This is a genomic window from Bifidobacterium catulorum (assembly GCF_003129925.1).
Taxonomy (GTDB): Bacteria; Actinomycetota; Actinomycetes; order Actinomycetales; family Bifidobacteriaceae; genus Galliscardovia; species Galliscardovia catulorum.
The window spans coordinates 22,685-36,738 of sequence record NZ_QFFN01000005.1 but is presented as its reverse complement, the minus strand read 5'-3'; the positions used below and the strand labels follow the sequence as shown (position 1 = coordinate 36,738).

General features: G+C 60.4%; 12 protein-coding genes and 1 CRISPR repeat array. All 12 genes read left to right on the top strand.

Annotation, left to right across the window (positions count from 1 at the left end):
- Positions 1-55 precede the first annotated feature (55 nt).
- The 12 genes from casA to DF200_RS03230 all read left to right on the top strand — a co-directional run bounded on the left by casA (position 56) and on the right by DF200_RS03230 (position 14,020).
- Positions 56-1,744, top strand: a complete 1,689-nt coding sequence (gene casA / locus DF200_RS03285; RefSeq protein ID WP_109136873.1) for a type I-E CRISPR-associated protein Cse1/CasA — start codon at positions 56-58, stop codon at positions 1,742-1,744.
- Positions 1,741-2,361 (top strand): type I-E CRISPR-associated protein Cse2/CasB, encoded by a 621-nt coding sequence (gene casB, locus DF200_RS03280; protein WP_109136872.1) that lies wholly within the window; start codon positions 1,741-1,743, stop codon positions 2,359-2,361. The genes casA and casB overlap by 4 nt, the downstream gene beginning before the upstream one ends.
- Before the next feature lie 50 nt (positions 2,362-2,411).
- The gene (gene cas7e / locus DF200_RS03275; protein ID WP_109136871.1) at positions 2,412-3,545 is read left to right on the top strand and encodes a type I-E CRISPR-associated protein Cas7/Cse4/CasC; all 1,134 of its coding nucleotides are present in this window, start codon (positions 2,412-2,414) and stop codon (positions 3,543-3,545) included.
- A 3-nt stretch (positions 3,546-3,548) separates the two neighbouring features.
- The gene (gene cas5e / locus DF200_RS03270) at positions 3,549-4,310 is read left to right on the top strand and encodes a type I-E CRISPR-associated protein Cas5/CasD (protein WP_109136870.1); all 762 of its coding nucleotides are present in this window, start codon (positions 3,549-3,551) and stop codon (positions 4,308-4,310) included.
- 12 nt (positions 4,311-4,322) lie between these two features.
- On the top strand, positions 4,323-5,021 hold the full coding sequence (gene cas6e / locus DF200_RS03265; protein WP_109136869.1) for a type I-E CRISPR-associated protein Cas6/Cse3/CasE: 699 nt from the start codon (positions 4,323-4,325) through the stop codon (positions 5,019-5,021).
- A gap of 3 nt (positions 5,022-5,024) precedes the next feature.
- A complete protein-coding gene (gene cas1e / locus DF200_RS03260; protein WP_109136868.1) occupies positions 5,025-6,029 on the top strand; it encodes a type I-E CRISPR-associated endonuclease Cas1e in 1,005 nt (334 codons plus the stop codon).
- An 18-nt stretch (positions 6,030-6,047) separates the two neighbouring features.
- Complete coding sequence (gene cas2e, locus DF200_RS03255; RefSeq protein WP_109136867.1) at positions 6,048-6,401, top strand: type I-E CRISPR-associated endoribonuclease Cas2e; 354 nt, start codon at positions 6,048-6,050, stop codon at positions 6,399-6,401.
- Positions 6,402-6,545: 144 nt separating this feature from the next.
- Positions 6,546-8,038: a CRISPR direct-repeat array (repeat unit 29 nt; unit sequence GTGTTCCCCGCATACGCGGGGATGATCCC).
- A gap of 280 nt (positions 8,039-8,318) precedes the next feature.
- On the top strand, positions 8,319-9,797 hold the full coding sequence (argH, locus tag DF200_RS03250) for an argininosuccinate lyase (RefSeq protein WP_109136866.1): 1,479 nt from the start codon (positions 8,319-8,321) through the stop codon (positions 9,795-9,797).
- Positions 9,798-10,052: 255 nt separating this feature from the next.
- Positions 10,053-10,619 (top strand): alkyl hydroperoxide reductase subunit C, encoded by a 567-nt coding sequence (ahpC, locus tag DF200_RS03245; RefSeq protein WP_109136865.1) that lies wholly within the window; start codon positions 10,053-10,055, stop codon positions 10,617-10,619.
- Between the two features lie 109 nt (positions 10,620-10,728).
- Positions 10,729-12,453: an FAD-dependent oxidoreductase gene (locus DF200_RS03240; protein ID WP_109136864.1), complete on the top strand. Its 1,725-nt coding sequence runs from the start codon at positions 10,729-10,731 to the stop codon at positions 12,451-12,453.
- Between the two features lie 158 nt (positions 12,454-12,611).
- Entirely contained in the window at positions 12,612-13,148 is a 537-nt protein-coding gene (locus DF200_RS03235) for an HD domain-containing protein (RefSeq protein WP_109136863.1), read from the top strand.
- A complete protein-coding gene (locus DF200_RS03230) occupies positions 13,145-14,020 on the top strand; it encodes a putative ABC transporter permease (RefSeq protein ID WP_193903119.1) in 876 nt (291 codons plus the stop codon). The genes DF200_RS03235 and DF200_RS03230 overlap by 4 nt, the downstream gene beginning before the upstream one ends.
- The last annotated feature ends 34 nt before the right edge of the window (positions 14,021-14,054 follow it).

The window sequence follows — 14,054 nt, the reverse complement described above, 5'->3', positions numbered from 1 at the left end:
CTAGGTTTTTTAACCGGAATCCATCATAGGAGATGGGGAAGGGTCTGACGGGACGATGAATGACGGCTTATCCATACGACGGTTCAATCTCATAGACGAACCATGGATTCCGTGCGTATTGGACGACGGAGGGTTCAAGGAGCTGTCGTTGCGAGATGTTTTTCGTGAGGCGAGAAGAATCCGTATGATTTCCGGCGATCTGCCGCAGCAGGACATACCTCTTGTGCGTCTGCTGGTGGCGATACTGTTTCGTGCATACTGCGATACCGAAGCCAGTCGGGTGCAGATGTTGGCCTTATGGAAGCATCTTTGGGATAACCAAGCGTTCGATATGGACGTGTTGGAAGACTATTTCGACGAGTTCCATGACAGGTTCTATTTGCTGGATTCGCGGCATCCGTTCTATCAGGTGCCGAATCTGACATATAGCGGTAAGAAGGAATATGATCCGATTGGCGAAATGATCGCTGACGTACCGAAATCTGAGAAGTTTCTGTTTTCCCTTCGTTCGCCCGAATATCTGGATTCCGTGGATTTTGCACAGGCTGCTCGCTGGGTTGTGTTTTTACAGGCATACGATACCGCTGGCATCAAAACGCCGGTGGTAGGTAACACCCATATCAATAAAGGCAAGGTGTACGCCCCGAAAGGTGTGGCCGGAACCGGATGGCTGGGTGTCTTGGGGCCGGTGACGGTCGAAGGCGCCAATCTTGTACAATCGCTGCTGCTGAATTGGTGTCTTTACGACACGCGCAATAATACAACCGAATTGTTCGGCAATGCAGATGACCTGCCTCCATGGGAATTGGATGAAAGCCCTGGCTTCGATTTACGAATGCGTACGTCCTTTACCGGTCCGGTCGATGCCCTCACGTTCCAGTCTCGGCGTCTACGACTGGTTCCGAATGCGGATAACGATCGGATCATCGGCATCGTGAACTGTTACGGTGATGTCATCGCTCCTTACAACACCGACGAATGTGAAAAGATGACGGCGTGGCGTATCAGCGTTCCCCAGCAGAAAAAGCTTGGACTATCCACGGCACCGTTCATGCCTGTCACGCACGATGCCGGCAAATCATTATGGCGTGGATTGGCTTCACTGCTTGAAGTCGGTGACGCAGACCTTCGGCCGGGAGTGATTCGCTGGATTGAGGAATTGCAGCGGAAAGGCTGTCTGGCGCAAGGCGAACATCCACTGTCGAAGTTCAGTATTCGCGCCCAGGGCATGACCTACGGCACGCAGAGTAGCGTGTACGAAACCGGTATTGATGACGTCGTGCAGTTGCCGGTGGTGTTTGCGCGTAAGGATTATCCGGCCATCAACGCCGTGGTGGAGATCATCACGAACACCAGCAAGGCCGTGGACGTCGTGCTTGTGGGGTATGTTCACAACCTTCGTGCCGCTGCCGGGGATCGCGCTTCCGGCAAACGCGCACAGGCATCATCCGAAAAGATCAAAGAACATGCCTACGCGCAGCTCGATGAGCTATTCCGCGATCGGTTGGCCGGCTTTACTCCGGATAAGGATTATGAATCCTATCGCCGTGCATGGCATGATGATGCGCATCGCATCTTGCTCGCCATCGGTCGGGAATATCTGGCCGATAGCGATGTATCGGCATTTGACGAACATGATGTCGGCAGGATGGGGACGATGAGTGCTGCGAGAGCCCGGCAGCTGTTTTGGGGCGGGCTGAACAAGACGTTGGGCAAGATTTCGGATCATAAGGAGGGAGCATGACGAGACGGTTCTTTTCCCGCGACGTGGCAAAGGCGCTGGGCTACTTTGTCAATGGAAAGATATTCGGACTTCAAAACGAATACACCGGACGAGACGGTGGAACTCCGGCGTCAAGGGCGGCGCTTGCGCGTCTGCGGCGGGACCTTGACGGCAGTGCGCCGGCATGGATGCTGATCGGCGGTGACCTATTCGACGGGTGGTCCCAGAGTCTGCCACCTGCCGAAGATGACCCCGCCGCGTTGCGTGCAGCGAAAACCGCCATGGAATTGTATGCGGTTCATCAGCAGTCCAAAGGGTATGGGGTCGCGCAGGATACGGGAAGCGCCCGTGCCGATCGGATGACGTTTGGTCGTGCATGCAGGCTCATCCAGCCTGATCTCGAACATGCGAATGGTGTGATCGGCAAGCTGAAATCCGCGGAAGCCGTTCCGGACTTCGAAGGGGTGGTGCGCAACATGCGGGCGTTGATCATGCTGATGCGCAGTGTCGGGGAAAGGCGAATCACCATCGATTACCGATCTCTGACGCAGGACCTGTATCAGATGCAGTTCCCCGAAGCCCGCAGTGACGTCTTTCTCCGCTGGAGCATGGACTATCACTCCAAAATCAAGCAGTAACACGTTATCAATCTATTGCCGGCAAGTATAACGATCGAAAGAAGGAACCCATGTTCATTGACCTGTATGACCTGCAGAACGTACCGCCAAGCAACATCAATCGTGACGACACTGGCAGCCCAAAGACCGCCCGCTACGGTGGCGTGCTTCGCTCCCGTGTATCGTCCCAGGCATGGAAGCGCGCAATGCGTGAAATGTTCCCGAGTCTGCTGGATTCCAGCAAGCTCGGTGTACGCACAAAAAACGCGGTGGCGCTGATCCGCGACGCCATTGTCGCCAGGAATCCGGAACTGGTCGACGAAGCGGAGGCATTGGCCTCGTTCGTACTGTCCGCCACCGGCGTCGATGTCAAGGAGTCGGACAGGGCAGGTAAAGACAAAGGCACATTGGCTACGGAATATCTGATTTTCATCGCACGTCGTGAAATCAGCCAATTGGCGGACGTTGCCCTCAGATGGCACGACGAGGGCAAGGCTTCGGGCAAACCGACTTCCGCGATGAAAAAAGACGTTGACGCGGTGTTCCACGGTGTCCAAGCCGTGGACATCGCCCTGTTCGGCCGTATGCTGGCGGATGCGCCGGATCTCAATACCGATGCCAGTGCGCAGGTCGCTCATGCGATTTCCGTGGATCAGATCACTCCCGAATACGACTACTTCACCGCCGTGGACGATTGCGCTTCGGACGACAATGCCGGTGCCGCCATGATCGACACCGTCGGGTTCAATTCATCCACACTCTATCGGTACGCTACGCTCAACGTTGATTCGTTGCAGGAGCAATTGCAGGACGCCAGGGCCGCGTCCGAAGGCGCTGTGGCGTTTGTGGAGTCGTTTATCCGATCCATGCCCACGGGCAAGCAGAACACCTTCGCCAACCGTACCCTGCCCGGTACCTGCGTGGTGATGCTGCGGGAGACCCAGCCGGTAAATGTCGTCGATGCTTTTGAGGATCCTGTGCGTGCCGATGCCGGGATGCCGATTTCGCGTCAGGCCGCCATACGTTTGGGACGCAAACTCAAGTTCGTTCAGGATGCATATGGTGTACAGCCGGTGCAGGCATGGAACATCACAACGGACGAACCTGTCGCCGAATTGGACGCCGTCAGCGAGCGCGTGACGTTGCCGGTGCTGAAGTCCGAGCTGGGGGAAGCCGTGGCACGGTCTCTGATCGGTCGGGAGTGAATCATGAGCGTACTACTGTTACAGCTCGCCGGACCGATGCAGTCCTGGGGGGATTCCTCACGATTCGTACGGAGAAACACTCGCAACGAACCGACGAAAAGCGGGGTCATCGGATTGCTGGCCTGTGCCCAGGGGCGTGTTCGGGAGGATTCGATCGAGGATTTGTTGAATCTGTCGTTCGGCGTGCGTACCGAACAGCGAGGACGGGTCATGTCGGATTTCCAGACGGAAAAATCCCTGACACGCAAGCGCAATTCCCGTGATTTCGAAAAGACGATGCCGTTGACCTACCGATACTATCTTGCCGATGCCCGGTTCCTGGTTGCCTTAGGGGCGGAAAGAAGCGTGTTGGAAGGTCTCGATCAAGCCTTGCGCACCCCGCGGTGGCCATTGTACTTAGGTCGGCGGTCATGTCCGCCGGAGTTTCCGGTTACCCTGGGCATTCATGATGAGTACGGGACCATTCGTCAGGCACTGGAAAACGAGCCATGGCATGCATCGGCATGGTACCGGCGTCGATACCATGACCGACAGCTGGAAATCGTCTGTGATGCAATCGACGATGAACCGTCCATGACACAAGCGGACATGCCGGTGACGTTCAGTCAGAAAGGCCGCCGATATTCCGGTCGTGCCGTGCGCCGGTATCGGATTGCCAACCCCGGCGCATCGGTCGACTCCAGTGGTGCCGACGCTCGTGGCACACGGGACATTCCCCCGGACTTTGGTTCCGCGGGACTTGACGATCCTCTGAATTTTGCTTAGGAGCAGGTGAATATGTTTATTTCGCGAATGCCGCTGAATATGGCGCGAGATGGTGCGGTACGGCTGATCTCGTCGCCATACCGTACTCATGCAGCAATCGAAAAGGCGTTTCCTCCCGGCAGTGTTCGAGAAAGCAAGGAAGGACGTATTCTGTGGCGAGTGGACTCGCTGACGCGGAATAACAGCGTCTGGTTATATACAGTTAGTCCCGAAGCTCCCGACTTCACTCATATTATCGAGCAGGCTGGCTGGCCCATGCATATGGAGTGGGAGAGCAAGGACTATTCGCCACTGCTCTCCCGTATTGCAGTCGGGCAGTGTTGGCAGTTCCGCTTGCGTGCGAACCCTGTGCGTAGGGTGAGGGAAGATAAAGGACGGCGGCTCAAGAAGGCTGACGCCAACATCATCGGTACAATTCAGGGGCATGTGACTGCGGCCCAACAGCGTGACTGGCTGGTCGCTCGTGCCGCTCTCCATGGTTTTGCCCTATTGCCTGATGACTGCGGTGCCCCCTCGGTGACGGTCGGTCAGAGGCACCGTGAACAGTTCAAACGTAATGGACAGGCTGTGACCTTGGTCACCGCGGTATTCGAGGGCCGTCTTATGGTTACTGATGCCGACCTGTTCCGCCATGCGTTATGTCATGGCATTGGGAGGGCAAAGGGTTTCGGCTGCGGACTGCTTACAATCGCTCCCATCCGGACGGAATAGACGATGAACGGCAAGAAGGCGGTCCCGGGTACGCCTCCTCCCGAATTGAATGAGCTTGTGCGTGTCGAGGACCGCATATCCTTCGCGTACTTCGAACATTGCGTCGTAAACCGTGCGGATAACGCGATAACCATCACCGACGAAACGGGGACGATGCATGTTCCGGCAGCTACATTGGGTGTGCTGATGTTCGGGCCCGGCTCGTCGGTTACGCATCAGGCGATGACGGTGATTGGCGAAAACGGAGCGACTGCTGTCTGGGTGGGGGAGCGAGGCGTGCGTATGTACGCTTTCGGCAAGCCTCTGACCCACTCCTCTGCATTGTTGCAAAGGCAGGCTCGCCTGGTGTCGAACGTCAGGTCGAGATTGTCCGTGGCGCGTGCAATGTATCAGATGCGCTTCCCGGATGAGAACGTCGAGAGACTGACCATGCAGCAGCTGCGTGGGCGTGAAGGGGCTCGCGTCCGTCGCGTGTATCGGGAATGCTCGGCTCGCACCGGGGTCGCATGGGACAAACGAACATATGATCATGGCGACTTTGATGCGGGAAACGACATCAATAAAGCACTTTCGGCGGCGCACGCCTGTCTTTATGGCATCTCCCATGCCGTGATTGTTGCGTTGGGATGTTCGCCGGGACTCGGATTCGTGCATGTCGGGCATGAAAGGTCATTTGTTTATGACATCGCCGACCTGTACAAGGCGGAGTTGTCCATTCCGGTGGCGTTCGAAACCGTCGCATCGCAGCCGGAGGACATCGGATCGGCCACGCGTCGGCGCATGAGGGACGCGGTGTATGACTTATCCATTATGAAACGCATGGTGCGCGATATCCGATGTTTGCTTGGCATAGGTGCCAATGAAAGCTCTGCTGTTATCGATATCGACGGTTCGCATGATGATCATGTGGGCTTGTGGGACGAGAAAATCGGCGAAGTGGCGGCGGGTGTGTCGTATGGCGCGGATGAAGTGGATGCGGTCGATGAATTTGCCGATGATGAGTGGTGATCGGAAGGATCGGGAACGATGATCGTAGTCGTGTTGACCGCATGTCCGGTGGGTCTGCGAGGGGATCTCACCAGATGGCTGCTGGAAATATCCGCAGGGGTGTTCGTCGGTCATGTCAATGCAAGAGTCCGCGATAAACTATGGGAGCGCATTGTGGGATTGATGCGTGATGGACGAGCGATCATGGTGTATTCCGCAAGGAATGAACAGCACTTCGCCTTTCGTGTTCACCGGGCTAAATGGACGCCGGAAGATTGCGACGGACTGACTCTCGTCAAGAGGCCTACGGCAGATGCTCAGTCTGAATCTTCGCGTCGTCGTTCGGGATGGAGCAATGCCGGTAAACGAAGAGCGGCACGAAAATATCGATAGATATTAGGGCACTCGTAGGCGGGTGTGATGGCGACGGTGATTTGCGGAATCGGCCTGCTGGGGAGATTGACCTTTATCCGCGAAAGTGAATAAAATCGGAAGGAGGCGAAATCAGTTTCGTTGGAAACATTACGTTTCCGAACTGTGTTCCCCGCATACGCGGGGATGATCCCAACATGTTTGATTGCAACGTCACGTAATCAGGGTGTTCCCCGCATACGCGGGGATGATCCCGTCCCCGAGGCCCCGTCGGCGTCGGTGACGACGTGTTCCCCGCATACGCGGGGATGATCCCTCCCACACCTCGGCACCAAGGGGCAGGCAATCGTGTTCCCCGCATACGCGGGGATGATCCTCATGAGCGGGCAGAACGTGGCCGACATACTGCGTGTTCCCCGCATACGCGGGGATGATCCCAAGATCACGGTGCATGGCGTGAAGGCCGGTGCGTGTTCCCCGCATACGCGGGGATGATCCCATCCATAATAGCCGAAACGAGATTATTCAGGCGTGTTCCCCGCATACGCGGGGATGATCCCACGGTGGAAACCCGAATACGCTTCGACCGAGGGTGTTCCCCGCATACGCGGGGATGATCCTCTGGTCTGTGCCGCGATGGCCGGTTATCTTCGGTGTTCCCCGCATACGCGGGGATGATCCTTGCGATCTGTCCCACAAGAGGCCCGCCGCTGGGTGTTCCCCGCATACGCGGGGATGATCCTGACGCCATCGATGATGTTCTGCCTCGCGTCCGGTGTTCCCCGCATACGCGGGGATGATCCCAGTGGTTCATCGACATGGGAAACCGTCTTCAGGTGTTCCCCGCATACGCGGGGATGATCCCGCCGCATGGACCGCCTACGAGACCGTGGCCGCGTGTTCCCCGCATACGCGGGGATGATCCTGGCTCGCCGGGATCAACCCTGGCAAGGTGCGTGTGTTCCCCGCATACGCGGGGATGATCCCGGCATGGTGTGCGGCGTCATGGGCTCGGGCAAGTGTTCCCCGCATACGCGGGGATGATCCCAAAATCGCTCACACCAAAAAGTACCCCTCATTGTGTTCCCCGCATACGCGGGGATGATCCCCGTAGACGCTGAAGTCTCGTGTGAGGTTCAACGTGTTCCCCGCATACGCGGGGATGATCCCGCCGCATGGACCGCCTACGAGACCGTGGCCGCGTGTTCCCCGCATACGCGGGGATGATCCCCGTCAAAAGCGGCGCCATGAGCATCCAGGGATGTGTTCCCCGCATACGCGGGGATGATCCCGTTCTGGTCTTGCTGTCGGCGAGTTCGGAGCCGTGTTCCCCGCATACGCGGGGATGATCCCGCGATGTGGGGACCCGCACGCCGTACATGGTAGTGTTCCCCGCATACGCGGGGATGATCCCCGGTAGGATTTCGCCCGCGCCTGTGATGTCGTGTGTTCCCCGCATACGCGGGGATGATCCGCTGCTGGCGGTGGCGAGGATTCGTCTGCCGAGGTGTTCCCCGCATACGCGGGGATGATCCCATCGAACAAAGCTGGATTGAGTTTGCCGATTAGTGTTCCCCGCATACGCGGGGATGATCCCGATATGTGAAGCCGCCTGCCGACGCCATGCGCGTGTTCCCCGCATACGCGGGGATGATTCTGACAGGAAAACCTCGTACTATGCATAACTAGTGCTCCTCATACGCGAAATTGTTTCTGTCATCTTTGGCGAACGGAGTTCGTGGTAAGAGACACGGCGAATCATTGACGATTCCGTCTGCATGTCGAATGTCGACCATTTGTTGTGTGACAAGGGTGCAGCATGGGTGGACAGGAGGCGGCTCCGACGTAGTGACAGCTATGTATCCATACGCTGATAGCCTTGCGGAAAGCCTTGTATGTATGAATGCATGATGAAATGCATAGCAAAGGAGATCATCCATGACCGAACAGTCCGAACACCTCGCCCTGTGGGGCGGCCGATTCACCTCCGGTCCCTCGCCCGAGCTCGCCCGCCTGAGCAAGTCCACCCAGTTCGACTGGCGTCTGGCCGACGACGACATCGCCGGTTCTCGTGCGCACGCCCGGGCGCTAGGTCGCGCGGGACTCCTCACCGATGACGAGCTCGCCCGCATGGAAGCCGCCCTTGACGAGCTTCAGCGCCGCGTCGACTCCGGCGAATTCGCTCCGATCGAGGATGACGAGGACGAGGCCACGGCACTGGAACGTGGACTCATCGACATCGCCGGCGACGAAATCGGCGGCAAGCTGCGCGCCGGCCGTTCCCGCAACGACCAGATCGCCTGCCTCATCCGCATGTGGCTGCGCCGCCACGCCCGCGTGATCGCCGGTGACCTCATCCGTCTCGTCGCCGCGCTCATCAAGCAGTCCGAAGCCGCCGGACACACCGTCATGCCTGGCCGCACCCACATGCAGCACGCCCAGCCCGTGCTGCTCGCCCACCAGCTCATGGCCCACGCCTGGCCGCTCATCCGGGACATCCAGCGCCTCATCGACTGGGACAAGCGCATCGACGCCTCGCCGTACGGCTCCGGCGCGCTCGCCGGCAACACGCTCGGCCTCGACCCGCAGGCCGTGGCCCGCGAGCTCGGCTTCTCCCGCGTCACCGACAACTCCATCGACGGCACCGCCGCACGCGACTCGGTCGCGGAATTCGCGTTCATCGCCGCCATGACCGGCGTGGACATCTCCCGTCTCTCCGAGGAGATCATCATCTGGAACACCCAGGAATTCGCCTTCGTCAAGCTCGACGACGGCTATTCCACCGGCTCGTCCATCATGCCGCAGAAGAAGAACCCCGACATCGCCGAACTCGCACGCGGCAAGTCCGGCCGACTCATCGGCGACCTGACCGGCCTGCTCGCCACGCTCAAGGGCCTGCCCACCGCGTACGCACGAGACCTGCAGGAGGACAAGGAGACCGTGTTCGACCAGGTCGACACCCTTGAGGTGCTGCTGCCCGCCTTCACCGGCATGGTCGCCACCATGCGCTTCGACGAGAAGCGCCTTGAGGAGGAGGCCCCCACCGGCTTCGCCCTCGCCACCGACATCGCCGAATGGCTCGTCAAGAACGGCGTGCCGTTCCGCCACGCGCACGAACTCTCCGGCGCCTGCGTGAAGATCGCCGAAGGCCGCGGCCAGGAGCTGTGGGACCTCACCGACAAGGACTTCGCCGAGACGTTCGCCGGCTTCATCCCCGAGGACAAGGCCGCCGGCGTGCGCGAGGTGCTGTCCGCCCGTGGTTCCGTCAACTCCCGCAACGGCAAGGGCGGCACCGCCTACGGCTGCGTGCGCGAGCAGATCGTCGACGCCAAGGCCACCATCGAACCGCTCAAGCTGTTCGCCGACTCCCGTTCCGACGGCCCCGCCTACAAGTCCCCGAGCGAGGTGCTGCGCTAGACGCGCGGCATCCATATGCATCCATATGCATCCATATGACGTTCCCGCCGATTCCACCGCGAACAAGAACGCCCCTTGCGTTGCGGCGGAACCGGCGAGCGTCCCGGGCCGGACGCAAATGTGATGTTGTTCATGTTCACCGCGTGTCGGGGCGTCGTATCAGCCGAGAGAGAATCACGGCGGATAGACTGTTGAAGGACAGCACAGGCGGCATCCGATCCGGGAACCGCACCGTTGCATAGGAAAGGAAATTGCATGGGCAACTTCATCAACACCGAACTTGAGGACTTCACCGTCAACGCCTACCACGACGGCGAGATCGAGACCGTCTCCAAGCAGGATCTGCTGGGCCACTGGTCCGTCATCTTCTTCTACCCGGCCGACTTCACCTTCGTCTGCCCGACCGAACTGGGCGACCTCGCCGACCACTACGACGAGTTCAAGGCCGCCGACGCCGAGGTCTACTCCGTCTCCGAGGACACCGAATTCGTGCACAAGGCATGGGCCGAGGCCACCGACACCATCGCCAAGGTCAAGTACCCGATGCTCGCCGACCCGGCCGGCAAGCTCGCACGCTTCTTCGGCGTGCTCGACGAGGAGTCCGGACTGGCCTTCCGCGGCGTGTTCATCATCGACCCCGAAGGCAAGATCAAGTCCTACACCATCAACGACAACGGCATCGGCCGCAACGCCGAGGAGATCCTGCGCACGCTTGAGGCCGCCAAGTTCGTCCGCGAGCACGGCGACAAGGTGTGCCCGGCCAACTGGCATCCGGGCGAGGACACCATCGCCCCGAGCCTCGACCTCGTCGGCAAGATCTGATTCGACGACCGTTCCGACAATCGTCGACCAATAATCACCAAGGCGCCCGAATAACCACATCCCGGTTATATTCGAGCGCCTTTTTCAGCAGTAAGGCAAGAAACATCACATGAGCAACGAACACATCTACGACGTCGTCATCGTCGGCAGCGGCCCCGCCGGACTCTCCGCGGGCATCTACGCCGGCCGAGCCACCATGGACACGCTGATCGTGGAAAAGGACCAGGTCGGCGGCCAGGTCACCACCACATCCGTCGTCGTCAACTATCCCGCCGTCAAGGAGATCGAAGGCACCGCCCTCATGAACCTCATGAAGCAGCAGGCCGAATCCTTCGGCGTGGAGATCGCCCACGACGACATCACCTCCTACGAGCTTGACGGCGACGTCAAGACGCTGCACGGAGCCAAGACCGACTACAAGGCCCGCGCCGTCATCATCGCCTCCGGCGCGCAGCCCCGCCAGCTCGGCATCCCCGGCGAGCAGGAGCTGCGTGGCAGGGGAGTGGCCTACTGCTCCACCTGCGACGGGGAACTGTTCAGCGGACTGCAGGTGTTCGTGGTCGGCGGCGGATTCGCCGCGGCGGAGGAGGCCGACTACCTCACCCGGTATGCGCGCAAGGTCACCGTGCTGGTACGCGGATCGCGGTTCAGCTGCCCGCCGCTCACCGCCGCCCGTGCGCTCGACAACCCCAAGGTCGAGGTGCGGTACAACACCGAGGTCGAGTCGCTCGCCGGCGACGACTACCTGACCGACGCCACGTTCGTGAACAACAAGACCGGCGAAAAGACCCACTACCACGTGGAGGACGGCGACAACGTGTTCGGCATGTTCATCTACGTGGGCACCGAGCCGGAGACCGCCGGACTCGACGTGCTGGACAAGGACGACCGCGGATACGTCACCGTGGACTCATGGCAGCGCACGAACGTGCCCGGCGTGTTCGCCGCCGGCGACGTCGTCTCCAAGCCGCTGCGCCAGATCGTCACCGCCGCGGCGGACGGCGCCACCGCAGCCACCGGAGCCGAGGAATACGTGACCGCGCAGAAGAAGCGCCTCGGCATCCCCGTGACGCCCAAACGCGTCGACGCCAAGAAGAACGAGAAGACGGAAAAGCGAGGCGAGGCGGACAACAAGACCGCCACCGTGGGCCAGACCAGCACGATCCCCGACACCCCGTCCGTCCCCCAGCACAAGGGCGTATGGTTCAGCGCCGAGATGAAGCGGCAGCTCGCCGGCGTATTCGGCCGCCTCACCGACGACGTCACCCTCCTGCAGGTCGACGACGGCGGTCAGCCGAGCGTCGAGCTCGCCAGCTTCGCCAAGGAATTCGCGTCCATGGACGCGCACCTGCACTACCGTACGGTCGCCGCCGACTCCGATGAGGGCAAGACGGTCATCGACAAGGCCGCCATCGTCCGCTACCCGGTCTTCGTGCTGCTCGACAAGGACGGCGGCTACACCGGCGTCAAATTCAGCGGCATCCCCACCGGGCACGAGGTCAACTCGCTCGTGCTCGGCGTCTACAACATCGCCGGGCCCGGCCAGGCCGTCGACCCGCAGCTCGCCGAACGCATCAAGGCGCTGCCCGAGACGCACATCGAGATCGGCGTCTCGCTCACCTGCCACTTCTGCCCCGACGTGGTCGCCGCATGCCAGCACATGGCCGCGATGAACCCCAACGTGACCGCCGAGATGATCGACCTCGGACTCTTCCCCGAACTGCGCAAGGAACGCAAGATCATGAGCGTGCCCGCCACCACCATCAACGGCGGCGGCATCCTCTTCGGCAGCCAGACCCTCGAACAGCTCGTCGCCGCCTGCGAAGCGGCATGACGACAACGGCCGGGGCCCATCCGCCCCGGCCGGAACGATGATCCGGGAATCATCCCCGGGTATGAATACGGCCCCGAAACCCGTCGTCTACAATCGGAATGTCGAATAATCACGACGTTGGATAATCATTCCGATTACGGACCTGGGAAGGGGCTGTCTTGCTGACACGGCGGAGAATCCACGAACTCGTACACGAATACGGCCATGACGTGCTCGGCCACGAGCGCATGCGCATCGAAAAGCACTGCTACCAGCATGGCGCCGTCACCACGTTCGAGCATTCCGTCCGCGTGGCCTGCCTCGCCGTGTATTTCGCCGACCGACTGCGTCTGTGGCGGTTCGTGGACCTGCGTTCGCTCATACGGGCGGCGCTCCTGCACGACTACTTCCTCTACGACTGGCATCATGACGACAACGGCTCGCACAGGCTGCACGGATTCACCCATCCCCGCCGCGCGCTGGACAACGCCCTTGAGGACTTCGACCTCAACCCCGTCGAACGCGACTCCATCCTGCGCCACATGTTCCCGCTCACGCCCATACCGCCGCGTTACGTCGAAGGGTATCTCGTCACCATGGCAGACAAGATCAGCGCCACACGCGAGACTTTCTCCCTGGATCGCTTCTCCAAGCCGGCGCTCGGCCCCGTCCCCGAACGCCACGCCCTGACCGACGGCAAAGGTCAGGCCGCATGACGGGCATCGAGCCACAGACCACGGTGCTGTACATCGAACACCTGTTCCTCTGGGCCGTGCTCTACAGCTTCCTCGGATGGGTGTACGAATCCATCCTCGTCTCCATACAGGAGCGCCGCCCCGTCAACCGCGGCTTCCTCAACGGACCGCTCTGCCCCATATATGGCGCCGGCGCGGTCCTCGCCATCGTCGTGCTCACCCCGCTGAGGAACATACCCGCCGCACCGGTGGTCATGTTCCTGCTCGGCGCGTTGGGCGCGTCCGCACTGGAATACGCGACCTCTTGGACCATGGAGCGGATATTCCACGCCCGTTGGTGGGACTACTCGCACTTCCGGTTCAACATCAACGGGCGCATCTGTCTCATCGGAGCCATCGTCTTCGGCGTGTTCGGCATCATCATCGTCGACGTCGCCCAGCCATGGGTGGAGCGCTGGACCGCGATGATACCCATGCCGGCATTCCACATCCTCGCGGCCGTGCTGGCGCTCGCCTGCCTCGTCGACTTCATCGTCACCGTGGTCGGCTTCATCGGATTCCACGAGCGGCTCGGCGAATTCACCCGTCTGCTGGAACGCGGCAAGGAGCGGATGGCGGACCGCATCGACCTCGGAGGCGCGCTGCAGCAGTACACGGACGCGGCCGCCGACCGGCTCCAGACCTACCGTGACGCCGCCACGGGCAAGGTCCGCAGACTTTCCGAGAACCTGCCGGATATGCCGGTGCCCGTTCCCGTCACCAGACTCTACGGCAGGCTGCTGGGTGCGCTCAGCTACCAGCAGCGGCGAATGCTGCGTTCCTTCCCCCGCATGACCTCACCGGAATACGGCGACCTCATCAGGAAGCTGCGTGAAAAGCTCGTGCGCAAGTAAACAAGTAAGGCAGGCGCGAGAGGGAAATCCCCGA